Here is a 22,643-nt window from a genome sequence, read left to right on the forward strand (position 1 = left end):
CGGGAGCGATTACTTGAGGCTACCCGAGAGGAACTGTTGCAGACGTTCCGATTGCGGATTGACCAGCACTTCACGCGGATCGCCGCTTTCTTCCACGACACCTTTGTGGAGGAATACCAACTGGTTCGACACTTCACGGGCAAAGCCCATTTCGTGGGTGACCACCACCATGGTGCGGCCTTCCTGAGCCAGCGCCTGCATGACTTTGAGCACGTCGCCTACCAGTTCCGGGTCGAGTGCCGAGGTCGGTTCGTCGAACAGCATCACTTCCGGTTCCATCGCCAGCGCACGAGCAATCGCCACACGCTGCTGCTCGCCACCGGACATGTGCCCCGGGAACGCATCCTTACGATGGGCCACGCCGACCTTGTTCAGGTAATGCTCGGCTTTCTCGCGGGCTTCGGCCTTGGACATGCCCAGCACATGCACCGGCGCTTCCATGATGTTTTCCAGCGCGGTCATGTGCGACCACAGGTTGAAATGCTGGAACACCATCGACAGACGCGAACGCATACGCTGCAGTTGCTTTGGATCAGCGGCTTTCAGCGCGCCGTCCTTGTTCGCGACCAGTTTCAGCTCTTCGTTGTTGAGCAGAATCTTGCCCGCGTGCGGCTGCTCAAGCAGGTTGATGCAACGCAGGAAAGTACTTTTGCCGGAGCCACTGGAGCCGATGATGCTGATCACATCGCCGGCTGCCGCTTTCAGGGACACGCCCTTGAGCACTTCGTGACTGCCATAGCGTTTATGCAGGTCTTGGACTTCAAGTTTGTACATGCGGTCGGTTCTCACAAAAACAGTCAGTCAGTCGTTGAGCAAGCGCCCGTGACGCAGCGCTTCGCGCCCCGCCACCTTGGCCAGCCAGAAACCGGGTTGGGCATAGCGCAGCCGTTCAATGGCAAACAGCACCCCGGACGTACCAGCACACACCGTGCTGACCCGATCGGACACAGGGTCGATCACTTCAAAAATTTCATCACCGGCCTCGACCCATTCGCCGGGTTTACGCACAAAGCTCACCACGCCCGGGTGCGGCGCGAACAACAATTCGGTGCCTTCGAACGGCATGCCTTCGCACGGCTCGTGTGCCGGGCTCGGCCACTCGCCGCTGATCAAGCCCTGCTCGGCGAGAAACGCCAGAATGCCTTCAGCATGGGCCTGGGCATCAGCGCGGCCAGTGTCAGCCTGACCGCCCAGCTCGATGGTCGTCGCCAGACAAGCCAAAGGAATCTGCGCCTGCGGGAACTGACGCGACAGGCGCAGCCACGGCAGCGAACAGGCTTCATCGAAGGAGCTGCCGCCGGAATCTTCCGCCAGCAAACCCACTTTCACATTCAGATGCGCGGCCAGTGAACGCCACTGCGGCCAGTGCTGCGGCAACGCATACAGGTGCAGTGCCGCTTCAGCATCACAGTGCAAGTCGAGCACCACGTCGGCGGTGCAGGCGTGGCTGAGCAATACGCGCTGCATGCCTTGCAACTGGCTGCTCGCGGGCGGCAATGCCGCCAGATGATCGGCCATCGCCTGACGGATCAGGCGAATATTGGCGTGCGAATCGTCACCCAGGCTGCCGGCCAACGCCGCCGCAACCGGCGCGCTCAGCTCAACGAAGTCACGGTTGAAATTCTTGCCACTGCCCGCCTCGAAACGGCCTTGGTGATTGCCTTGCAGCAACTGACCAAGACCCAACGGGTTGGCCACCGGCACCAGCTCGATCACGCCGTTGAGCAGGCCTTTGTCTTCGAGTTCGCCGAGGCGCTTTTTAAGCTCCCAGGCGGTGCGCATGCCCGGCAATTCGTCAGCGTGCAGGCTGGCCTGAATGTAAGCCTTGCGCTCGCCGCTGCCGAAACGAAACACCGAAATCCTGCGCTCGCTGCCCAGATGGCTCCACGGCAAAACGTGGTCGATACGTTCCATATCAGTGCTTCCGCGGGGCCAGATAGCTCAGCCAGCGACGCTCGGCCAGCTTGAACAACTTGACCAGAATGAAGGTCAGGCACAGGTAGAACACGCCAGCGGTGATGTACGCCTCGAAAGGCAGGTAGTACTGCGCGTTAACGGTACGGGCCGCACCCGTGATGTCGATCAGGGTCACGATGGACGCCAGACTGGTGGTCTGCAGCATCATGATCACTTCGTTGCTGTACTGCGGCAACGCGCGGCGCAGGGCCGACGGCAGCAGGATGCGCTTGTACATCTTGAAGCGCGACATGCCCATGGCTTTGGCCGCTTCGATCTCACCGTTCGGCGTCGCCTTCAGGCTGCCGGCGATGATTTCCGCGGTGTAGGCGCTGGTGTTCACGGCGAACGCCAGGCATGCGCAGAACGTAGCGCTGGACAGCCACGGCCAGAGGAAGCTTTCACGTACAGCTTCAAACTGGGCCAGACCGTAGTAGATCAGGAACAGTTGAACCAGCATCGGCGTACCGCGAATCACGTAGGTGTAGAGCCACGCGGTGCCGTTGACGATCGAGTTCTTGGAGACGCGCATCAGCCCCAGCGGCAACGCCGCCAGCAGACCAAAGAACAGCGACAGCGCGAGCAATTTGAGGGTGGTCAACAGGCCGCCGAGGTACAGCGGCATAGCCTCCCAAATGACGTTGTAGTCGAAGATCATAGATCAGCCGCCCTTACGCCTACCGAGTAGCGCTTCTCAAGTTGACGCAATGCCAGCAACGAGACACTGGTGATCACCAGGTACATCGCCGCCACTGCAAGGAAGAAGGTGAAAGGCTCGCGAGTGGCATCCGCCGCCTGCTTGGCCTTGAACATCATGTCTTGCAGACCGACCACCGAAATCAGCGCAGTCGCCTTGGTCAGTACCAGCCAGTTGTTGGTGAAGCCTGGAATCGCCAAGCGAATCATCTGCGGCACCATCACCCGGAAGAACACCTGAAAACTGCTCATGCCGTAGGCCATGCCCGCTTCGGCCTGCCCCTTGGGGATCGCCATGAACGCGCCACGGAAGGTTTCCGACAGGTACGCCCCGAAGATGAAACCGAGGGTGCCGATACCGGCGGCCAACGGGTTCAGGTCGATGTAATCGTTGAAGCCGAGCAGCGGCGCCACGCGGTTGAGCAAGTCCTGACCGCCGTAGAAAATCAGCAGGATCAGCACCAGATCGGGAATCCCGCGGATCACCGTGGAATACAGATCGCCCAGCCACGCCAGCCAGCGCACCGGCGACAGGCGCAGTGCAACACCGATCAGCCCGAGAACGATGGCCAGAGCCATGGACGACAAGGCGAGCTGAAGCGTCAGCCATGCGCCATCGAGGATGACAGCCCCGTAGCCTTTCAACATGATTCAGGTCCTCGAAAGTAGGGATGAAAAAATGGCGCAAACCGCAGAGATCCTGTTGCTTGCGCCATTTCGGACTTGTCGCAGAGACGTATTACTTGCCGTAGATATCGAAGGCGAAGTACTTGTCCTGGATTGCTTTGTATTTGCCGTTTTCGCGGATGGCCGCGATGGCCGCGTTGATCTTGTCTTTCAGGGCATCGCCCTTACGCACAGCGATGCCTACGCCGTCGCCGAAGTATTTGACGTCGGTGAAAGCCGGGCCTGCGAAGGCGAAACCTTTACCGGCGTCGGTGTTCAGGAAACCGTCTTGCAGCAGGGTGGCATCAGCCAGGGTGCCGTCGAGGCGACCGGCGGCCACGTCGAGGTAGATCTCGTTCTGCGAACCGTACGGCTTGATCTCGGCGCCCAGTGGAGCCAGGACTTCGCGGGCGAAACGCTCATGGATCGAACCACGTTGCACGCCGATGTTCTTGCCCTTGAGCTCAGCCAGACCTTCGCTGACCTGAGTACCGGCCTTCATGACCAGACGTGCCGGGGTGTTGTAGTACTTGTTGGTGAAGTCGACGGACTTCTTGCGGTCTTCAGTGATCGACATGGACGACAGGATCGCGTCGATCTTGCGCACTTTCAGTGCTGGGATCAGACCGTCGAACTCTTGCTCGACCCATACACACTTGACCTGCATCTGCTCGCACAGCGCATTGCCGATGTCATAGTCGAAACCGACGATGCTGCCGTCCGGCGCTTTGGAAGCGAACGGAGGGTAGGCCGCTTCGATACCGATCTTCACAGGTTTTTCGTCAGCGAAGGCATTGAGCGACAGCACGGACAGTGCCAGGGCGCCAAGCAGCACAAGTTTCTTCATCTTGAGACTCCATCGGTAAAGGGCAAAAACGGCAGAGTGAGCAACAGCCCAATATGCGAATGGGTGAATCGGAAAATCCGTTGCTGCATCGGTGGGAAATTTCCTATTGAAACCGCAGGAGGTTTCAACGTTAGCCACGATGAGCCAGTGATCGGCATTCTAACGACAGGCCCGAAGTCGATATTTCTTCAATGCGACAACTAATTACAGATGCACCGAGAAACCGACTTGAGCACATTGACAGTCTTGCAATTTCATGCAAGAGCGAAAGACAGTGAACCGATCTATGCTGCAAATTGCGGGCCTATTATTCGCAAACCCTTCTAATCCGGCAAGCGCAGCGTTGTGTCTTATCTTTCTCGCCTGGTTTTGAGGCTCTGAAACGGGGCGATGCGTTTCCCCTCGCCCCGGTTTGGCGCTGGCGGTTACACATTTGGTTACGGGGATGAAGACGGGTAACAGGCGGAAATGTCTTACGCGGGAAATCGATAATTATTGGTTGGGTGGTTTCGGTTTCTGGCTGCGGACTACACCAGCGCCTGACAAATTGCCTTCGAGAGCAAGCCCGCTCCCACAGTTTTGACCGAATGCCTCAAGCCCCAATGCAATTCCCTTTGGGAGCGGGCTTGCTCGCGAAGGGGCCAAACCAGCCACCACATAAACAACAGACACAAAAAAGCCCCATCCGGCCTACACCGAACAGGGCTTTCCTACACATCAACCCGCTACTTAAGCAACATTCATGGTCTTGTGCGTATCAATCAAATGCTGCACCACACCCGGGTCCGCCAGCGTCGAGATATCCCCCAACCCGTCGTACTCAGCCGTGGCAATCTTGCGCAGAATGCGGCGCATGATCTTGCCCGAACGAGTCTTCGGCAGCCCCGGCGCCCACTGGATCACGTCCGGCGAAGCAATCGGGCCGATCTCTTTACGCACCCAGTTCTTCAACTCCAGACGCAATTGCTCGGTCGGCTCCTCGCCATTTTTCAGGGTGACGTAGACATAAATGCCCTGCCCCTTGATGTCGTGCGGCACACCAACCACCGCCGCTTCAGCGACTTTCGGGTGGGCAACCATCGCGCTTTCGATCTCGGCCGTGCCCATGCGGTGGCCGGAGACGTTGAGCACGTCATCCACCCGCCCGGTGATCCAGTAGTAACCATCGGCATCACGACGCGCACCGTCACCGGTGAAGTACATGCCTCGGAACGTCTTGAAGTAGGTGTCGACGAAGCGGTCATGGTCGCCATACAGCGTGCGCGCCTGACCTGGCCACGAATCGAGAATCACCAGATTGCCTTCAGCCTCGCCCTCGATAATGTTACCGAGGTTGTCGACCAACGCCGGCACCACACCGAAGAACGGCCGCGCCGCCGAACCCGGCTTCAGCGCATGGGCGCCCGGCAACGGGCTCATCATGTTGCCGCCCGTCTCGGTCTGCCACCAGGTATCAACGATCGGGCAACGGGACTTGCCCACATTCTTGTAATACCAGTCCCAGGCTTCCGGGTTGATCGGCTCACCCACCGAACCGAGCAAGCGCAGGCTGCTGCCATCAGCGCCTTCAACAGCGGCCTGACCCGAAGCCATCATTGCGCGGATCGCGGTCGGCGCGGTGTAGAGGATGTTGACCTTGTGCTTGTCGACAATCTTCGCCACCCGAGTGATGTCCGGGTAGTTCGGCACACCTTCGAACAGCAACGTGGTCGCGCCGTTGGCCAGCGGGCCGTAGACGATATAACTGTGGCCAGTGACCCAGCCAACGTCGGCCGTGCACCAATAAACTTCCCCCGGGCGGTAGTCGAACACACGCTCGTGGGTCATCGCCGCATACAGCAGATAACCGCCCGTGGTGTGCTGCACGCCCTTCGGCTTGCCGGTGGAGCCTGAGGTGTAAAGGATGAACAGCGCTTCCTCAGCGCCCATCTCTTTGGGCGCGCACACGCTGCCCGCCACTTTCATCAGGTCTTCGTACCAGATGTCGCGATGCTGGTTCCACTTGATGTCGCCACCGGTGCGCTTGCACACGATGACTTTCTGGATGCTGCTGGTTTCCGGGTTGGTCAGCGCGTCGTCGACGTTGGACTTGAGCGGGATCTTCTTGCCGGCACGAATGCCTTCGTCAGCGGTGATCACCACTTTGGATTTGCAGTCGATGATGCGACCGGCCAGGGCTTCCGGCGAGAAGCCACCGAACACCACCGAGTGAATCGCGCCGATCCGGGTGCAGGCCAGCATGGCGACCACGGCTTCGGGAATCATTGGCATATAGATAGTCACCACGTCGCCGCGGTGTACATCCTGACCACGCAGGGCGTTGGCGAGTTTGCACACTTGTTCGTGCAGTTCGCGGTAAGTGATGTTGCGGCTTTCGGAAGGATCGTCACCCTCCCAGATGATTGCCACTTGATCGCCGCGCTCGGCCAGATGACGGTCGAGGCAGTTATAGGAAACGTTCAGGGTGCCATCGGCGAACCACTTGATGTCGACATGGTGATCGTCGAACGAAGTCTGTTTCACCGTGGTGAAAGGCTTGATCCAGTCAAGACGCTGGGCTTGCTCGCGCCAGAAGCCGTCAGGGTTGACGACCGACTGCTGGTACATGGCTTTGTAGGTCGCCTCGTCAGTCAGCGTGTTAGCCAGAACCTCGGGACGAACGGGATACAGAGAAGCCGCACTCATCTTTCCTACCTCGGTGTAATAGTTGTTTTTGTATGACCCAGTTGTATCCGGGCCGGCCCCATAGAACCATTCGACGATGGTAGTAACAAGCCCCTACAAAACATCCAGTTACCCCGACCGCAAGCCTGACGCCCCTCTCCCAAACACTCCCCCCCCTGTGGGAGCTTGCCTGCAAGCGATTCAGACAACTCGCTCTTTCAGGCAAATTGCTTGGCGAGAACTCGATATCGACCGATTGTTACCAAATCTGCCAAAGGTGTTTATCAAAACCCGCTCTGTTTACCCCCACCTCACCTCCCTAGAATTCACCTCGCCGACAAGGCAAAGCGATTAACAACGATACAGCCCCCACGAAGGCCGTTAATCCAGCTCTCAAGTAATAACTGCAAACGATGAAGTTACACACGCAACCCCATAAAGGTTGCGTGACCCCACTCGACCTCAAAAAGGTAAATCCGAATGAAAGCTTTATGGGTTCTGGCCATCAGCTGTCTGTGCGCAACCGCCATGGCAGACGAGGCCCCGACTGACGTCGCCCAGCAACAACCGGCCGTCGAGGAATACACCTACTCGACTCACCTGGACATCGCCAAAGTTGTCTCCATGAGCGAAGTGCCCAATGTCTGCGAAGTGGTTCCGGCCAAAATGGAATACGACGACTCCAAAGGTCAGCGCCACATCCTGCGTTACAGCATCATGGGCAATGGCTGCACCAATTGACGATTGAGACTGCACCGAATCGGATCTCTCAGCGCTTCATTGAGGGTCGATTCCAGCCCGACTTCGGTCGGGCTCAGTTGTGTCTGGAGTCGTCAAAAATGCTTGCAAAACACTAGATGTAGTGAAAAACACGGTTTTTTGTTCGTTTTTTGAGCAATTCCACATTTACGAAATTTCTTCGAAAAAAAATCTATCCCTGGCAAAGCCCTGTAAACCCACGCTCTCACTGAAAAACCACCCTCCCCGACCGCTCCATGCGCGGATTCGCCTCAGCACGGCCCGTTTTTTTTCCCTATAATGCCGCCCTAATCGGGACAGCAATATTCCCTTACAGGGATGAACAGCCCATCTGAAGCCCCGCAGCAGCGTTCAACGCGAGCTGCGCCCGTCAGAGGCTCTCGGAACCCCGAACAAAATTCTGTTTTATTGCCTGCCTTAGCTGCTGCAAAAAACGATTCCTTAAGATCCAACGCGGTCTGTACGACCGTGTGAAAAACCAAACCATCAGGTTTCACACGGGGCGACAGGCCCTCACGCAGGAGACGACACGTCATGCTGAGCTGGGACGAATTCGACAAAGAAGACAGTGAAGTAGCAGCAGTGAAAGGCGCCAACGCCGGCCACGCTACTGAAGCCAACATGGACCGCCTCGACAACGCCGGCGGCGCCGCCGCGCTCGAAGCCCGCGCCGTCACCGCCGACGACTCGGCCGCCGTGGCCCGCGCCAAGGCTGCACTGAACTCCCTCGACGTCGCCGAAGGCCTCGCCGAACTCGAAGGCGCCTCCGCCCGTGTCGCCGTTGACGAAAAGCGCATGATCAACTGCCGCGCCGACCTCAACCAACTCGTACCCTTCAAGTACGACTGGGCCTGGCAGAAGTACCTGGACGGTTGCGCAAACCACTGGATGCCGCAAGAAGTCAACATGACCGCCGACATCGCCCTCTGGAAAAACCCGGAAGGCCTGACCGACGACGAGCGCCGCATCGTGATGCGCAACCTCGGCTTCTTCTCCACCGCCGACTCCCTGGTTGCCAACAACCTCGTCCTGGCCGTGTACCGCCTGATCACCAACCCGGAATGCCGCCAGTACATCCTGCGCCAGGCCTTCGAAGAAGCGATCCACACCCACGCCTACCAGTACTGCATCGAATCGCTGGCCATGGATGAAGGCGAGATCTTCAACATGTACCACGAGATCCCATCGGTCGCGAAAAAAGCAGCCTGGGGCCTGAAATACACCCGTTCGATCTCCGATCCGAAGTTCGAAACCGGCACCCCGGACACCGACAAAGAACTGCTGCGCAACCTGATCGCCTACTACTGCGTGCTGGAAGGCATCTTCTTCTACTGCGGCTTCACCCAGATCCTCTCCATGGGTCGCCGCAACAAAATGACCGGCGTCGCCGAGCAGTTCCAATACATCCTGCGCGACGAATCCATGCACCTGAACTTCGGCATCGACGTGATCAACCAGATCAAAATCGAAAACCCACACCTGTGGGATGCCGAGATGAAAGAAGAAGCGACCCAGATGATTCTGCAGGGTACGCAGTTGGAGATCGAATACGCACGCGACACCATGCCTCGCGGCGTACTGGGCATGAACGCGGCGATGATGGAGGACTACCTGAAGTTCATCGCTAACCGTCGTTTGAGCCAGATTGGTTTGAAGGAAGAGTATCCAGGGACGACTAACCCGTTCCCTTGGATGAGCGAGATTATGGACTTGAAGAAAGAGAAGAATTTCTTTGAGACTCGTGTGATCGAATACCAAACTGGTGGTGCGCTTAGCTGGGACTAATAGTCTCGCTCGGCATGATTTGACGATTGCGGTCTGAGTCGACACAGCAAAAAGCAAAAAGCCCCGATCTGATCGGGGCTTTTTTATTGGAGAGCGATCAAGCACAATAAAATACCCACCACTTGAACAGAGTAAAAAATGCTTGAGGCCAAATTTTACGACACTTACCACTTCTGCAACGTTGTAAAAAACGTCCTCTATCACTCAGAGAATTACCTAGGAGTGCTAAATGACTTTCACGGCGACGGGCGAATTTATTACAGACTGAGCACCTTCAATAAATACTCAATCCTTCATGAATTCATAGAGTTTATCGTCCACGATGTTTATTACGACCAATCTAGCGAAGCCGCTTTAGAAAAAAAACAGAAAAACCAAGAAGTTTATCAGGACATACCTATTGCTTTAAATATCCTGAGACCAAGCGCATTACCAATAGAGCTAGCGCTCGAACACCACAACATGCCACACCAAAGCTTCGAAGACTTTCTAGACAAACAAAATAAAAAATTTATCGAGTGTGATATAGATGACGCATATGAATTCATCCATACATTGCGGGAGACGGGCGTATTTCATGAACTAATTGAGCACATTTCCAAAGAAGTTTTTCATGTTGTCTTTCAAAATCGTGATCTCATGAAAAATTTCAATATATTAATGGCAAACGCTCTTGAGCACGAAGCCAGATCAGAAACACCAAACGAAATTAAAAAAATCTTTAGCCGACCTGGGATATTGAAGCGCGTAGCGATACCTGTATGGGTACGAAGGGCCGTTTTTTTTCGAGATAGGGGTCGATGTGTACTATGTGACAAAGACTTATCCGGACAAGTAAACTTAGAAAACAAAGAAAACTACGACCACATCGTACCATTAGCCATGCACGGACTGAATGACATCTCCAACATTCAGCTACTTTGCAAAGAATGCAACCAGCATGAAAAAAGAGCTAAAGAGGCAGTTACATCTGATAACTATCAATCGTGGTACACATATTAGCATCAGCTATTCCCCGCAGAAGACCTGCCTCCCAGCGCCATAGACTTAACCGCACATCCAAAGCGTCGATTACCCGACCCCCAAGTATTGGATGTGCAGTTCTCACTGGAGAGTACTACTTAAAATCGACTAGATCGTTACTTCCAGCAGAGCGGTTTTTTTATGCCGCCCCGTCTTTTTACTAAGAATTTCAAATACTACCGAAGCTATTTTATTAGCCAACAAAGGCGGCACTGCATTTCCAACTTGGTGAAATTGGTGTGTCCGGTTTCCCTGAAAGAAATAGTTATCCGGAAAAGTTTGAAGTCTAGCTGCCTCTCTGACCGTTAAGCTTCTGCATTGTTTGGGATCGTAATGAATGAAGTAGTGACCATCCTTCGAAATATGGCTGGTAATAGTTGTTGCCGGGAGGTGTTCGACTTGAACCCTAAAGCGGTCACTAAACTTACCGCTCTCCCAGTTTTTGTGAGCTGGCGCAAGATCCGAAAGACAAAATTGCTGATGGCCTTTCGGAGAAGTGTCGTAGGCCCGGGCATACACGCTGGCAAACATATACCGGCGTAGATCCGATGACATATGACCGCGAGCATCATGATTTAACCAGTACTTTAGTTCATCATCTCGATACCAACGATCTAAATTTTCATCTCTAATTTTCCCATCATCTTTGCGACGAGGAACACGTAGCGCTCCAACCTCAAGAGAAGCGGAAATGAGAGCTATACGCGCAATATTCATCTCAGCGCTGAGTTTCGGCTCAGCATTACTATCCACTTCTGAAGCAAGACCATCAAGATGATCTGCAACCTCTTTGTACCAAGCCTCGCTACTATCAGCCTGCTTGGTCAAACGACTACGTAACTCTGGCAAGTCTCCGAGGATCTGCTTTGCAGTTACTCGACCTAGCGTCTTTGCTAAACACTCGTATTGCTCAATATTTCCGTGCTCATCCAAAGCAATCCCCAATAGGATCACACGATGTCTCGCTTGAGGGATTCCATATTCCTCTGCTCTGATAATAAAGCCACGAGGATCGACTTTACTTACGTCCTCACCAGGACCAAAGGACTGATCATTCACAAGAGAACAGATGCGATATTTTTTGCCTGGTGAAGGATCACCAAGAGCTTTATTTGGATCGGTTAGATCTTCAAGAATTTGCGTAAAAATACTTTCCCCAGCAATCTTTGAAGATAGAATTCCTTTCACATTCTCCATTACGAATACAGCTGGTTTTCTCTCCTTGATGATTCGGAGATACTCTTTGTATAGAAAATGTCGATGATCATTTTCAGCACTGTAATCGGCCTTTCCTTGATTACGAGACCTACCGACAATTGAATAGGCTTGGCAAGGAGGCCCACCGATGAGAACCCAAGGCCTGTCCTCGAGTTTTTCGTCAAGAATCGCATCGAGCTCCGCGTCACCTTCCTTGGATCCCAAGGTAATACACCTAGCTTCTTTTTCTGCCTCAACCCACTGGGCTTCACTCAGATCGCTATATGGCTTTGGAGTCTGCCCATTACAAAAATTGTAATAATCACATAGCTGCTCAGGATTATTCTGTTTCAGAAGCCGATAAAACGCTCTCAATTTGAGCGTCTCGCGAGCAATGGGATTCATTTCGGCTGAGACTAAAATCTCAAATCGGGATCCGTCGCCGGAAGAGGCAAAACCCTCACCAAGACCTCCAGGACCGGCGAAGAGGTCGACAATCTGAATTGGCTTCGAATGCTCGGTGTCACATTCGATAGCGGTATCTCGGCCTAAAGGCAAATTCATCTGGGGCTCAGTCATGGACATAGTCAGTAAAGAGGTCAGGTCTCGGATGATGGCAGCTATCCGCGGCAGCAATACATCTCCCGAATTGAAGGTCCGGAAACTGCTGCATCGTCATGGATTTAGGTATCGACTGCATTCTCAAAAGCTTCCCGGTAGTCCAGATATCGTGCTAACCCGCTACAATCTCTGCATTTTTATACATGGTTGCTTCTGGCACAGACACCTTGGCTGCAGGTATGCCACTACCCCTCGAACTCGCGAAGAGTTCTGGCGAGTGAAGTTTGACCAGAACGTTAAACGAGACCTCAGGAACAGAACCCTGCTGCTTCAGCAGGGTTGGCGTGTCTTTGAACTGTGGGAATGTGGCATCCGCGGACCAGAAGCTGAAATCAGCTGGATCCTGAATGCGATCAAAGATTGTAATCAAAAAAGCATCTCTTGGCCTGAACTGTTTGAGGCGAATGTCTAAATTTTATCATCCATAAAAAAGGGCGAAAAAAACTCCAATGCCCGCTTGCGTTCTCCGTATCGCTTGCTAATGCCGAGTTTCCGTAATCCAGACTTAACACCTCAACCACCCTGCTCAGCCCTCCCCCCCTATTCTTCTCCTCCCCTCTACCCCCTGCTTCAGAAGGTCCGCCCTAGCGCATAATGGCAATCAGCCTGCAAAAAATTTGACGAGCCACATAAAAAGATCTACACATTACGTAAAGGTTTTAGGAATATTCATTTTTTTTGTAGGATCTGTGAGTAAAAAATGACAGAAAAAAGAGAAAAATTCGTAAGGCTTGCGGAACAAAGAGTTAACCGGGCATTGAACGATATCCGTCTAATCGGCAACCTTTCAAACCGAAATGCTTACAGCTTTACCGAAGAAGACATTAAGAAAGTATTCAAAGCACTGCAGAAGGAGCTGGACCAGGCAAGGGCGCGCTTTTCTGACGCCGAGAATGCTTCCGGCGGCGATTTTAAACTCTAAAAGGAATGTACCCATGACTGCCAAAAGCAAGGACCTCCCAAATTTAGCATTTCCCAGAAATGATGCTGGGGAGAGAGATGGCCTCAATGATGCCGGGATCGAAACGTTTCGCGACGCCCCTTATGCTAGTTGTGCTCGAGAGGCAGGACAAAACTCAAGGGACGCAGCATCTGGGAGCGGAAAGCCTGTACGGCTGAAGTTTGATTTACTGGAACTGGAACGCAATGAAATTCCTTCGATTCAAAATTTAGAAAAAACCCTCCACCAGTGTTTTGAACAAGCGTATGACGACAAGGAAAAAGAGTTTTTTGCCAACGCAATTCATGTAGTAAAACAACAAAAAATCCCTGTTTTACGCATTGCCGATTACAACACTAAAGGCCTTATTGGACCTCCGGATAAATTCGGAACCCCCTTTAACTCGTTACTAAAAGCCCGAGGAGTTAGTAGTAAAGACAGCGCAACGTCAGGGGGATCTTTCGGTATTGGAAAAAACGCTTCTGTTGCCGTATCAGAGCTCCAAACTGTTTTTTATTCAACTCGCTACCTAGATAATGATACTCATCAAGAATGCTTCGCCGCTCAGGGCAAGGTGATACTTGTCTCCCATGAAGATGAACACCGGGAGCCCCGTAGGGCAACGGGGTATTGGGGGATATCTGAAGGTTTCGGTGCAATCACAGATGAGTCCCTAGTTCCATCTTGGATGCGACGTGAAGAAATCGGAACATCGATTTTCAGTATTGGCTTTCGTGGACATGATAGCGATTGGGAGGACCTTATGGTTTGCTCCTTAATTTCGAACTTCTTCTCTGCTATCAGACAGGGACAAATGGAGTTCATGGTCGCCGACCGCGCGATTAACGCAAACACTTTAGAGTCTTTGCTTGACTCAGATGAATTATTAGTTGCTGCCGCCGGGACAGCTCTCAAGGACGATCTCCTATTTGCCCGCGTACTACATCGCTGCCTAGCGTCTGATTTGTCTGTTGAAGAGCAGATTGAGATTTCTAATCTCGGTAAGATTCGAGTGCGAATCCTAGCGGATAAGGCATTACCTCGCAGGGTTGGTTTTGTTCGTAATGGGATGCTGATCACTGACAACCTTAGTTACTTCGGTCATAAATTTTCAAAGTTCCCTAGCGCACGAGATTTTATCTGCTTGGTAGAGCCAGATGATGAAAACGCAGGGCGTCTTTTGAAAAGCTTGGAGAACCCACAACACAAAGATTTTTCTGCGGATCGTATCCCTGATCCTAAAAAGCGTCAGATCGCGACTAAAGCAATGCAGGTGCTTGGGCAACAAATCAGAACAATGATTAACTCTAAGGCTGGTGTAGAAATAACTGACTCGGTAGTAATTGAAGAGTTAGCAAATCTCTTTGGCGAGGGAGCCATGGGAGAGAGCGATAGTTCCAGCTCTGAGAAAACACCAGAGAAATACATCTACGAAGTGGTGCGACAAACGTCAAAAACAGCAGACGCTAATAATTATAGAGGGGCAGGATCGGGCGGCAATGGTGCACATGAGCCCCGAACAAAATCTAGCTCTGGCAGACCTGGTAGCAGTAACAATGGAAAAAAACAGGGTACCAACAACGACGGTCAATCTAAGCCTCGAAAACGAGTACCTTTAATAGAGGTACGAAATAAGATTACGAACAGCGAAGATGAATCTTTAGCAGCCAGAAAAATCTACTTTACCTCTCCAGCATCTGGCTGTATTGAATTAAGCATACAAGCGCTTGGAATCAACGATCCGGAACCATTGACTATTGTTGATGCCTATCCCACGAAACCAGTAAACGGCGTTTTGAAGTTGGATATAGAAGCAGGAGAACGTCAAGAAATATCAATATTCCTTGACGAATCGTATGTCGGACCTATTGAGGTCATAGCGATATTGGTTTCGGATGAAGAGGCGGAGCAATGAGACTTTCAAACGAAACCCGGTATCCCCATCCAGTATTAGGCCCTTTAACGAATGATTACAACGAAGGGCAGTTCAACGTTTCCTTTAGCGCGATAGAGAACGTCGAAAGTGGCGCGGTGACTCTCAACTACCAAATACTTCTTGACGAATTGTCAATTTCCGAGCTGGTCGAGTCTGGAAAAGCAGCTATTGGATGCATAGTCGTTTGCCGGGACACATACTACAACCGACTCCATAAGCTTAGCCTCACCAAAGGCATTTTAGAATTCCAAGCAGGAAAGCTAATTAACAAAGTAACTATACGCCCAGTTATTTGGTTAAATGAAGCAACCCAAAAGTTAAACTCTCCAGCCATTCACGAGGAATTCGGTTCAGAAATACTGATTTTTCAAGGTGACATAATTGCCATTGATGAACAATCTACACTCAACATTGGAAAAGCTAAACTTGCAGCGTTGGAAAGCATTTTTGAACTCACTCAATCTCCAGATTTAGAAGAGGGAAGAATAGAAATAAAACTGGACTGCGAGAAAATTTCAATTCTTCTAGCGCCAAAAACCTTTAAAGTTATCAACTTATTACGAGGGCAGGATACGCACCGCTCCCTTGTAATGAGTTCCATTTATCTACCAGCGGTAATGGAAATTCTAGATCAATTGCGCTCTAACAGCGGAGACTACACGGATCGCAGATGGTATTTGCCTTTCATCGCAAAATGTGATGCGAAAGGCATTGTCTTGAACGAAAATACGCCGCTACTGGAGTGCGCCCAAGCACTTCTGGAAAAACCCATCAGCAAGCTAGAAGATATATTTTCGGGAGAATCTCATGAATCCTAATCCCCTTAAATACTTATCAGAGGCACGCTTAATTCAACTAAAAAACGACGTCTCCGAAAATCGTGACAGGTATAAACAAGGAGACTTTGTCGATCTCGCCAAAGAAAACGGCTGGGAAATTGACAGTTCCCTCGTCACAATAGACCCAAACGAATTGGCCAAACTTGACGGGGAGGTTTTAACGTCAAATGGCAGGGTGCAGACAGCTGAAGTTGATGCAAAAAACTCAGTAATTGTATACAACGCCATGCATGGGATGACTCCTGCGCTTGCGATGGAGGAACGTGTATGGGCGCGCTTAACCCACATAGAATGCATTAATTATACTCGTGATCGTTGGTTCTATCGGACAAGTTCTTACGACGACGAACAATTTGATAAACATGTAAGACTTCACTATTTCGCCAGCACACTAACTGGAGTTCGAGATGACAATTCAATATCCCGACTCTGGTGGAATATGCATATTGCCACTATGCTCTCACCTGCCTCCCCCGAAGAAGCACTTGGCTTTATATTAACCAACGCAGACGTACGATCAAACTTAGTAGAGCGCTCATGGACAGGAGCAAGACTACCACTTTCGCGAGCAATTATACGAATGATAGAAAACGAACCGTGGCTAACGGCACATGAAAATAACTTTCGTGAATTTATGAAAACATTAAACCGCGACGGCGGGGGCATTTTACTCGAAGCGCTACCTGATGCGGTGCAAAGCCGTGTTTCTGATGAAATAATGGATAGTTGTTTGAAGAAAGCTAAGGTGCGTTTGGGCGCATGATGTAAAAATACGACACATCTTCGAATTGACTACCTCAAGAAGGCCTTCTAGTCTCTGGTGCAGCGCCTAAGAAACGCCTCAACCAGAGCGGTCCTCCGCACCCGACAGTCATGCGGCTTTTTTTCGTCTGCGGTTTCTCTACGCCTGCGAAAAATCCCGTTATGTCGGGAGTGGGCGAATACAAGACCCGAAAGGGGAATATGTCCGGCCCGTCTCTGGTGGGTTTCTTAGCTCCCGACACCCTAACGAATGCCCTAAGAAAGCAGCCAGAGGTAAATGGAAATGCCTGAATATCAAACCTTCATGATGAAGGTGAATCGCTGTACTCGCCGTTCGAATCCCGTGCTTCCAAGTCTGGAGGCATGCCATGTCTGAACCACTTCTCCCGACTCGTTTCACCCGCAACAAAACCCACCTGCATGCCCTTCTGGTCGAGAACCAAGCGTGGTTCTGCGTCCATGAGCTGGGCCGGTTAATGGGTAAACATCTTGATGAGCGCCAGTTGCGCAAACTCGACGCTGATCAGCGTCAGATGATGTACGTGGAAACCTATGGCGAAGCCGAGGACCACATGATGGTGAGTGAGTCCGGTGTGTATGCACTGCTGATCTATCACTACTGTCCTGAGTACCGGCAGCTTCGTGAGTGGCTGACGCATCAGGTCGTGCCTGCTCTGCGTGATGCTCGTACGGCGCGCTCGGTTGAGCGTCCGACGTTGAGTGTTTTGAGTTGGCCGCAGATGTCGCTGAGTACGTTGCACTGGCAGGACGAGCCGTGGATTCGGTTGCGGGATATGCCTTGTTTGCTGGCGGAGGATCCGTTCAATCATCATGAGTCTTGGTGGCGTAAGGCTTCACGATTGCTGCGTAGATGCTGATGTTTTCAGAGTCCGCTGTTTGATTTTTAAGCAGCGGATTTTTTGTGGTAACGAGTTGATGATGTCGACCAGATAGGCGAAGCCTGCCGCTCCCCCAGAGACCTGCGCGGCCCCCAGAATCAAACAACGACAATTCCCAACCCAATCCAAGACCCGTCCTACAGCCTCAATGCATCACCTTCGTTAACGTCGCCCGGCTTCTTTCCGGTGCGACCGTTAAATGAACGAAAGGATGATCAGTGGCTGGCAAAAAGGATATTCCCCGGGTCAGGAACCCACCTTCAGGCGACGGGCATCACGTCACCTACCGGTTCATGAACGCGACCGAACTGGCCGAGCGCGAAGCCAGGCAGAACGCTTATGAGGCCATGCTGGCCCGGCAGGAGGCGTTTGAGCGCAGCCGGCAGGTCCCTGCCAAAAAAGACGACGCGGTTCGTGCCGGATGCGTGTTTGCGAAGTCTTGCAAGCTGCCGGACGCGATCATTGATTACTCGAATCCCTCCGGGATGGTACCGACCGACAGCCTGAGGGATTACGGCGAATTCGCTTTACTCGGTACCCGTGAGGCCGATGATGCCGGGCTGCGGAATCTGCAAACCATCAGCGGCAATACCGTTTCACTCGGCCTTGGGCGCCTTGCCCTTCGCAGCCCGACACTCGTCACGCCAGCAATAGGTCTTGGAGCCGCCATTGGCGCTACTGGTGCCGCACTCATGACCGGCATGGTCGCTTTGCTCTGGACGCCCAGCCTGGGTGACAGCGCTCTCTACACCGAGGAACAATTACGCGCCCTCAAGCAGGCCCGCACCCGTGTTCGCCTGCGCATCGAGCAACAAACCGATGGCAATCTCAAAGGTTATGCCTTCTACACCGGCAAGAATCGCGATTGGGAAATGGTCGATGTCGTAAAACTGGAACCCCGCGACAGCCAGTACGTCGCCAATCTGGGTGAAGGCGTCGAGCTGATCTGGACACCCGCTGTAGACGGTTCCGACATTCTCGGCATTCCTGCTCTGGAAGCCGCTCCGCAGGCACCGCATATCTGGGTTTACCCGCCAACAAAAGCGGCGAATGACATCCTTGTGAATCCGGTTTACCCACCGGAGTACAGGGATTTCATTCTGGTGTTTCCAGAGAGTTCGGGGGTAAGGCCGGTTTATATTGTGGTGAGTGTTTCTGATCACAAATATCATCCGGCACCCAAAGGATTAAGTGCGTTTCCCGACGCAACACCAGCAAAACAGAAGACCAGGGTCAAAGGACGAGGTACTCGTATGCGTTGGAAAACCAAGGATGGGCTGATTCTGGAATGGGATTATCAACATGGAGCCGTCGAGATGTACGACAAACGCGGTCGGCATCTGGGCGAGTTCGATGCTGACACTGGTGAGCAGAACAAACCGGCCGACCCAAAGAGAAGGATAGAACCATGACTCACGTAATTTATGCGTTTGATCGATCCACCGAAGCTCTGATTTTCGAAGTGCCTATCTCGGCAGAGGCTATCGAGCAGCTGCGAGTCATCATGAAATGGAACGACGCAGAAGACGAACTCTACGGATACGATCTTGATTTTCAGCAGCTAGCACAACTGGAAACGCTAACCGGAAAATCTTTCTACGATCCTCAATACGATTACCAACTCGCTAGCTACGGACATTAAAAGTTCAGGGCAACCCAGCGACGGCACGAGGACAGTAGATCCATGATCTATCTAATCGAGGCATTTTATGAAGAAAGCGGTTTCCTGGCATTTGAAGAGGAACTCCCAACCGGATCAGATAAGGCGATAAAAACCATCATGGGATGGACGGTGGAACAGCAAGGATGGGAGGGATACGATCTCTCGCACGAACAGCTTGGAGCCCTGGAAAAACTACTGGGGAAGGAAATCTATAACCCTGCTTATAAATTTCAGCTCAGCTGCAATGTGTAAATGATGGGTCTGACACCGGTGAGCATGACAAACCGATAGATCCAGAGAGATTGCGCATCATCCTGAAAACAATCAGTGCAACCCGCGCCGCCTCCCGCTATTAATACCCTCCCCCACTCAAGGATCCGAGCCCCACCATGAAATTCGATCTCGCCTACTGCCTCGGCCTCGACGACAAGTTGTCGATCTATGACGTTCGCGATCTCAATTTCGATGAAACGGTGGCGTTTGACTCTGCGAAGGAACACTTCCAGTGCCCCAACGATGCCTGTCGTTCGGCGTTCGAGGCTTCCAACGCGTTGGGCACGTTCAACGCCAAGAATGTGAATTACGTGCGCACGCCGCATTTCAAGAATCTGCCCACTACGCAGCATGTGGCGGGTTGTCCGTATGTGAGTTTGAAGGCGTCGGCGTCTGGTATTGAGACGGCGGACGGCGAGACTGATGACGGGCGGGAGGAGCATTTTCCGTCGGAGTTGTTGCTGACGCGGCGTGAGTATGTGCGCAAGCCTGCCGCACCTGCGGTGGCGGCGGATGTGTTGCGTGATGATCCGGTGCGGGTGGCGGTGAGTGGTAAAGAGTCAGCGAGTCGTGAGTCGGCGCCGGACAAGACCAGTGTGTTTGCGCATCCGGTGGAGTGTTTTGTGTCGAACTTCGCCGACAAGGATTTGCTCAAGCGCATGCCGTTAAAGATCGGCGAACACACGGCGCCGTACAGTTCATTCTTCAAGCCGATCAAGTTCTTGATGGACAACAAGGGGCTGATTTACTGGGGCCGGATCAAGAAGATCGAGGACTTCCACGACGGCGCCAGTTTTCGTATCGATTTCGAGGACAGGGTCTGGTGGAAGAAGCCTGAGGACAGCAAGAAGAAGCCTTACACAGTCAGCGTTTATCTGAACAAGAAGCTGATCGACAACTACCGCAAGCGCAAGGCGTTTCTGGAAGAGATCAAGCAGGCGGTCGACAGTGACAAGGCATTGTTCTGTTTCTTCTATGGCGTGACGCCGGAGTTGAAGCAGGTGCCGGGCAAGAAGAACCCCGAAAAGCCTTTCGAAGTCTTCAATGCCAATATCGAGAACCTGGATCACTTCATCATTCGTGAAGCGCCGGGTCTGGCGTGACGGTTAGCCTTGGGGCAGTTGTAGTTTGACGGCGCCGGGGTGTTGTTTAATCAGTGAGTACGGCAGCACTGGCCACTCGGGCGCATCACAGGCGCGTGCGACGCGCGCAAAGTAGGCGCCCAGGTACACGCCTTTGGCGGTGAAGTGCCAGGATGGATAACCCCAGATACTTTCGTCCGTATAGTCGCAGCTGTTTTCATCCTCCTCTGCCGGCTTCTTCATTTCATCGGGATACAGCGCGGTGAGTTGTTTGACCAGCCACGGCGCGAGCACTTCACGTTGATAAGTTGAGTGCGCACTGCTTTGCGCGGAGCTCAATGGCTGATCGCCCAAGCTGTCGCGATCGGCGTGCAACAATGGCTTGCCCTCGCCCACCCACAACACATCTTCCAGCGACAGCGAATGCCCGCTGCTCACATCAATATTGAGCGGCGAATCACCGAAGTCAGGATGCGCGCCCCCGCAGTAGTAGCTGGTTGAAATATTCAGGCTGACGAGCGCTGGCGAAATCAGCTTCGGTTCGGCCTGCTGCATGAATTCGACGTTGTCCCCACCCTGCAACTGGCAGTAGTGGTAACTGATGACTTCACTCCAGAGGCGCCCGAGCAACTGCTGATTGACCCGTTGCAGGTCATCTTTGGGCAGGCCCGATTCAACACTGAACAGCGAAATTTTCGACTCAGGCTCCGTCCACCATTGCAGGTCATAGCCCATGAAATTTTCTTTCTTCACGGGTTTGAGCTTGAGGCCCTGTAGGCGCAAATACTCGTAGGGCGAGCTTTTGGGTAGCGAGGCAATGAAGGGCAAAGTGGTTGAGGTCGGCGCAGGCAGTCTGGCCTCGGCCAGTTTCACCGGCAGTTTTTTGCCCTGCGGACTTTGCCATTCGCCCTGCCAGCCATTGGCGGTTTCTTCCAGCTTCAAGGTCGGCAGCGGCTTGTCTTCGCCGTAGCGGTTGTCGCCTTCAACGAGGTTCAACGTGCCGTCTTGCAGCCAACCGCTGAGGGCCAGGTCGCGGTGATACTTCTCGTAGAAATAACGGCCGCTCACTTCGTCCGGCTGTTCCGTGTTCAACTCAACGACGATGGGCGTTTTGCCCAGCGTGCCGGTAAATACATGCCGACCGTCGTCGGCATGGGCGGTGGAAATCAGCGTGAACAGCGCAGCGGCGCAGGTTGCCGGACGCAACAGTCCCTTGAGCATTGATCGATCCTTGAGAGAGGCAGAGACAGCGCCGGAAGATGAGTGCCGGCGCGGGTAAGTTCGGGGCGGATTATGGCGAGCGCACTCTAAGTATTCGAGTGTTGTCGCTCGTATTCTTGCAACCAGGCTTCGCGCTTGATGGCCGCGTTCTCCAGGATTATTTGCTTGCGGCGTGCTTTGGCTGCATGCAGTTGAACGTCATCCAGAAAACAATAATGACGCAGCCAGTGGAGCGTCATTTCCTCATCCGGGAAGTAATACGTCTTCACGCCCTTGCTGTTTCTGGGCGTGTCATTCATCTGCTCGTCAAACACCCTGGCGGTGTCTTCATCAGGCGGTAAACAACCGATTTGAGCGGCCTTGCTCTGGAAGATCCAGGCAATTTCATCAATGTGCTTTTGCGCACTGCGGTGGCTGCGCCGATAGAACGTTTGCTGCTCACAGGTCTGCGTCATCCGCGCCAATATCAAGTCGGGATCGAGCCACTGTTGGAGATCGTGCTTCAACGCATGCATCAACAACCCGCTGGCCCAACGCTCGACAAATCGTGCCACAAACCCTTCGGCGTCAGCCTTCTTCGCGTCGGCAAAGATCATGCAATAACGGGTTTTAACGTGGATGGCGATCAGCACATGCTTACGTTGCACGGTTATCGCGTGTACCAACCATTGCTCGTCGGCACCGGTCAACGGGTCATCTTCGATGATCGAAGACGGCGGCTTCGGATCAATGGGCGATAGCGTTTTACCCTTTTGAATCCGGCTGAAAAACTTACTGGCAGCCTCGGTGCAATTGAAAATCAACATCCTGGTTC

22 protein-coding genes are annotated in these 22,643 nt (G+C 52.9%); 13 read left to right on the top strand and 9 right to left on the bottom strand.

What is annotated here, in order from left to right; all coding sequences use genetic code 11:
• Positions 1 to 9: 9 nt before the first annotated feature.
• The 6 genes from AACY02_RS04260 to acs all read right to left on the bottom strand — a co-directional run bounded on the left by AACY02_RS04260 (position 10) and on the right by acs (position 6,850).
• Positions 10 to 774 (bottom strand): ABC transporter ATP-binding protein, encoded by a 765-nt coding sequence (locus AACY02_RS04260; protein WP_221734282.1) that lies wholly within the window; start codon positions 772 to 774, stop codon positions 10 to 12.
• A gap of 27 nt (positions 775 to 801) precedes the next feature.
• Positions 802 to 1,914 (bottom strand): M14 family metallopeptidase, encoded by a 1,113-nt coding sequence (locus AACY02_RS04265; protein ID WP_339430884.1) that lies wholly within the window; start codon positions 1,912 to 1,914, stop codon positions 802 to 804.
• Position 1,915: 1 nt separating this feature from the next.
• Entirely contained in the window at positions 1,916 to 2,614 is a 699-nt protein-coding gene (locus AACY02_RS04270; protein WP_221734280.1) for an ABC transporter permease, read from the bottom strand.
• Positions 2,611 to 3,300: an ABC transporter permease gene (locus AACY02_RS04275; RefSeq protein WP_053122878.1), complete on the bottom strand. Its 690-nt coding sequence runs from the start codon at positions 3,298 to 3,300 to the stop codon at positions 2,611 to 2,613. The genes AACY02_RS04270 and AACY02_RS04275 overlap by 4 nt, the downstream gene beginning before the upstream one ends.
• Before the next feature lie 91 nt (positions 3,301 to 3,391).
• Entirely contained in the window at positions 3,392 to 4,165 is a 774-nt protein-coding gene (locus AACY02_RS04280; protein WP_221734279.1) for an ABC transporter substrate-binding protein, read from the bottom strand.
• A 729-nt stretch (positions 4,166 to 4,894) separates the two neighbouring features.
• Positions 4,895 to 6,850 carry an acetate--CoA ligase gene (gene acs, locus AACY02_RS04285; RefSeq protein ID WP_339430885.1) on the bottom strand — a complete coding sequence of 652 codons (1,956 nt, stop codon included), beginning with the start codon at positions 6,848 to 6,850 and terminating at the stop codon, positions 4,895 to 4,897.
• 459 nt (positions 6,851 to 7,309) lie between these two features.
• Here acs and AACY02_RS04290 point away from each other — a divergent pair, with 459 nt between their 5' ends.
• From AACY02_RS04290 to AACY02_RS04300, 3 genes are all read left to right on the top strand, one after another.
• Complete coding sequence (locus tag AACY02_RS04290) at positions 7,310 to 7,570, top strand: DUF2790 domain-containing protein (protein WP_339430886.1); 261 nt, start codon at positions 7,310 to 7,312, stop codon at positions 7,568 to 7,570.
• A 552-nt stretch (positions 7,571 to 8,122) separates the two neighbouring features.
• A complete protein-coding gene (locus AACY02_RS04295; protein ID WP_047599662.1) occupies positions 8,123 to 9,373 on the top strand; it encodes a ribonucleotide-diphosphate reductase subunit beta in 1,251 nt (416 codons plus the stop codon).
• Positions 9,374 to 9,511: 138 nt separating this feature from the next.
• Entirely contained in the window at positions 9,512 to 10,375 is an 864-nt protein-coding gene (locus tag AACY02_RS04300; RefSeq protein WP_339430887.1) for an HNH endonuclease, read from the top strand.
• 129 nt (positions 10,376 to 10,504) lie between these two features.
• Here AACY02_RS04300 and AACY02_RS04305 read toward each other — a convergent pair whose 3' ends face one another.
• On the bottom strand, positions 10,505 to 12,157 hold the full coding sequence (locus AACY02_RS04305; protein ID WP_339430888.1) for a DNA cytosine methyltransferase: 1,653 nt from the start codon (positions 12,155 to 12,157) through the stop codon (positions 10,505 to 10,507).
• Between the two features lie 13 nt (positions 12,158 to 12,170).
• Between AACY02_RS04305 and AACY02_RS04310 the strand changes: the two genes are divergently transcribed.
• The 10 genes from AACY02_RS04310 to AACY02_RS04355 all read left to right on the top strand — a co-directional run bounded on the left by AACY02_RS04310 (position 12,171) and on the right by AACY02_RS04355 (position 20,629).
• The gene (locus AACY02_RS04310; RefSeq protein WP_339430889.1) at positions 12,171 to 12,626 is read left to right on the top strand and encodes a very short patch repair endonuclease; all 456 of its coding nucleotides are present in this window, start codon (positions 12,171 to 12,173) and stop codon (positions 12,624 to 12,626) included.
• Between the two features lie 288 nt (positions 12,627 to 12,914).
• Positions 12,915 to 13,136: a hypothetical protein gene (locus AACY02_RS04315; RefSeq protein ID WP_122880450.1), complete on the top strand. Its 222-nt coding sequence runs from the start codon at positions 12,915 to 12,917 to the stop codon at positions 13,134 to 13,136.
• 13 nt (positions 13,137 to 13,149) lie between these two features.
• On the top strand, positions 13,150 to 15,069 hold the full coding sequence (locus AACY02_RS04320; protein WP_339430890.1) for a hypothetical protein: 1,920 nt from the start codon (positions 13,150 to 13,152) through the stop codon (positions 15,067 to 15,069).
• Positions 15,066 to 15,908 carry a hypothetical protein gene (locus AACY02_RS04325; protein WP_339430891.1) on the top strand — a complete coding sequence of 281 codons (843 nt, stop codon included), beginning with the start codon at positions 15,066 to 15,068 and terminating at the stop codon, positions 15,906 to 15,908. Before AACY02_RS04320 ends, AACY02_RS04325 begins: the two co-directional genes overlap by 4 nt.
• The gene (locus AACY02_RS04330) at positions 15,898 to 16,692 is read left to right on the top strand and encodes a DUF6339 family protein (RefSeq protein ID WP_339430892.1); all 795 of its coding nucleotides are present in this window, start codon (positions 15,898 to 15,900) and stop codon (positions 16,690 to 16,692) included. Before AACY02_RS04325 ends, AACY02_RS04330 begins: the two co-directional genes overlap by 11 nt.
• A 367-nt stretch (positions 16,693 to 17,059) precedes the next feature.
• Positions 17,060 to 17,569 carry a BRO-N domain-containing protein gene (locus AACY02_RS04335; protein ID WP_339430893.1) on the top strand — a complete coding sequence of 170 codons (510 nt, stop codon included), beginning with the start codon at positions 17,060 to 17,062 and terminating at the stop codon, positions 17,567 to 17,569.
• A gap of 239 nt (positions 17,570 to 17,808) precedes the next feature.
• The gene (locus AACY02_RS04340; protein WP_339430894.1) at positions 17,809 to 19,002 is read left to right on the top strand and encodes an S-type pyocin domain-containing protein; all 1,194 of its coding nucleotides are present in this window, start codon (positions 17,809 to 17,811) and stop codon (positions 19,000 to 19,002) included.
• Entirely contained in the window at positions 18,999 to 19,232 is a 234-nt protein-coding gene (locus AACY02_RS04345; protein ID WP_150592936.1) for a DUF7683 domain-containing protein, read from the top strand. Before AACY02_RS04340 ends, AACY02_RS04345 begins: the two co-directional genes overlap by 4 nt.
• A gap of 42 nt (positions 19,233 to 19,274) precedes the next feature.
• Positions 19,275 to 19,505, top strand: a complete 231-nt coding sequence (locus tag AACY02_RS04350) for a DUF7683 domain-containing protein (RefSeq protein WP_339430895.1) — start codon at positions 19,275 to 19,277, stop codon at positions 19,503 to 19,505.
• Between the two features lie 137 nt (positions 19,506 to 19,642).
• Complete coding sequence (locus AACY02_RS04355) at positions 19,643 to 20,629, top strand: hypothetical protein (RefSeq protein ID WP_339430896.1); 987 nt, start codon at positions 19,643 to 19,645, stop codon at positions 20,627 to 20,629.
• A gap of 3 nt (positions 20,630 to 20,632) precedes the next feature.
• Here AACY02_RS04355 and AACY02_RS04360 read toward each other — a convergent pair whose 3' ends face one another.
• The gene (locus AACY02_RS04360; protein ID WP_339430897.1) at positions 20,633 to 21,829 is read right to left on the bottom strand and encodes a hypothetical protein; all 1,197 of its coding nucleotides are present in this window, start codon (positions 21,827 to 21,829) and stop codon (positions 20,633 to 20,635) included.
• Positions 21,830 to 21,915: 86 nt separating this feature from the next.
• The gene (locus tag AACY02_RS04365) at positions 21,916 to 22,635 is read right to left on the bottom strand and encodes a DUF6933 domain-containing protein (protein WP_339430898.1); all 720 of its coding nucleotides are present in this window, start codon (positions 22,633 to 22,635) and stop codon (positions 21,916 to 21,918) included.
• Positions 22,636 to 22,643: the final 8 nt, after the last annotated feature.

It is taken from the genome of Pseudomonas sp. EA_65y_Pfl2_P78 (assembly GCF_963970495.1).
Lineage (GTDB): Bacteria > Pseudomonadota > Gammaproteobacteria > Pseudomonadales > Pseudomonadaceae > Aquipseudomonas > Aquipseudomonas baetica_A.

What these genes read in the sequence shown, in the direction of transcription:
- AACY02_RS04260 (WP_221734282.1), bottom strand. Translation starts at nt 774, where the DNA reads ATGTACAAACTTGAAGTCCAAGACCTGCATAAACGCTATGGCAGTCAC.
- AACY02_RS04265 (WP_339430884.1), bottom strand. Translation starts at nt 1,914, where the DNA reads ATGGAACGTATCGACCACGTTTTGCCGTGGAGCCATCTGGGCAGCGAG.
- AACY02_RS04270 (WP_221734280.1), bottom strand. Translation starts at nt 2,614, where the DNA reads ATGATCTTCGACTACAACGTCATTTGGGAGGCTATGCCGCTGTACCTC.
- AACY02_RS04275 (WP_053122878.1), bottom strand. Translation starts at nt 3,300, where the DNA reads ATGTTGAAAGGCTACGGGGCTGTCATCCTCGATGGCGCATGGCTGACG.
- AACY02_RS04280 (WP_221734279.1), bottom strand. Translation starts at nt 4,165, where the DNA reads ATGAAGAAACTTGTGCTGCTTGGCGCCCTGGCACTGTCCGTGCTGTCG.
- acs (WP_339430885.1), bottom strand. Translation starts at nt 6,850, where the DNA reads ATGAGTGCGGCTTCTCTGTATCCCGTTCGTCCCGAGGTTCTGGCTAAC.
- AACY02_RS04290 (WP_339430886.1), top strand. Translation starts at nt 7,310, where the DNA reads ATGAAAGCTTTATGGGTTCTGGCCATCAGCTGTCTGTGCGCAACCGCC.
- AACY02_RS04295 (WP_047599662.1), top strand. Translation starts at nt 8,123, where the DNA reads ATGCTGAGCTGGGACGAATTCGACAAAGAAGACAGTGAAGTAGCAGCA.
- AACY02_RS04300 (WP_339430887.1), top strand. Translation starts at nt 9,512, where the DNA reads ATGCTTGAGGCCAAATTTTACGACACTTACCACTTCTGCAACGTTGTA.
- AACY02_RS04305 (WP_339430888.1), bottom strand. Translation starts at nt 12,157, where the DNA reads ATGAATTTGCCTTTAGGCCGAGATACCGCTATCGAATGTGACACCGAG.
- AACY02_RS04310 (WP_339430889.1), top strand. Translation starts at nt 12,171, where the DNA reads ATGGACATAGTCAGTAAAGAGGTCAGGTCTCGGATGATGGCAGCTATC.
- AACY02_RS04315 (WP_122880450.1), top strand. Translation starts at nt 12,915, where the DNA reads ATGACAGAAAAAAGAGAAAAATTCGTAAGGCTTGCGGAACAAAGAGTT.
- AACY02_RS04320 (WP_339430890.1), top strand. Translation starts at nt 13,150, where the DNA reads ATGACTGCCAAAAGCAAGGACCTCCCAAATTTAGCATTTCCCAGAAAT.
- AACY02_RS04325 (WP_339430891.1), top strand. Translation starts at nt 15,066, where the DNA reads ATGAGACTTTCAAACGAAACCCGGTATCCCCATCCAGTATTAGGCCCT.
- AACY02_RS04330 (WP_339430892.1), top strand. Translation starts at nt 15,898, where the DNA reads ATGAATCCTAATCCCCTTAAATACTTATCAGAGGCACGCTTAATTCAA.
- AACY02_RS04335 (WP_339430893.1), top strand. Translation starts at nt 17,060, where the DNA reads ATGTCTGAACCACTTCTCCCGACTCGTTTCACCCGCAACAAAACCCAC.
- AACY02_RS04345 (WP_150592936.1), top strand. Translation starts at nt 18,999, where the DNA reads ATGACTCACGTAATTTATGCGTTTGATCGATCCACCGAAGCTCTGATT.
- AACY02_RS04350 (WP_339430895.1), top strand. Translation starts at nt 19,275, where the DNA reads ATGATCTATCTAATCGAGGCATTTTATGAAGAAAGCGGTTTCCTGGCA.
- AACY02_RS04355 (WP_339430896.1), top strand. Translation starts at nt 19,643, where the DNA reads ATGAAATTCGATCTCGCCTACTGCCTCGGCCTCGACGACAAGTTGTCG.
- AACY02_RS04360 (WP_339430897.1), bottom strand. Translation starts at nt 21,829, where the DNA reads ATGCTCAAGGGACTGTTGCGTCCGGCAACCTGCGCCGCTGCGCTGTTC.
- AACY02_RS04365 (WP_339430898.1), bottom strand. Translation starts at nt 22,635, where the DNA reads ATGTTGATTTTCAATTGCACCGAGGCTGCCAGTAAGTTTTTCAGCCGG.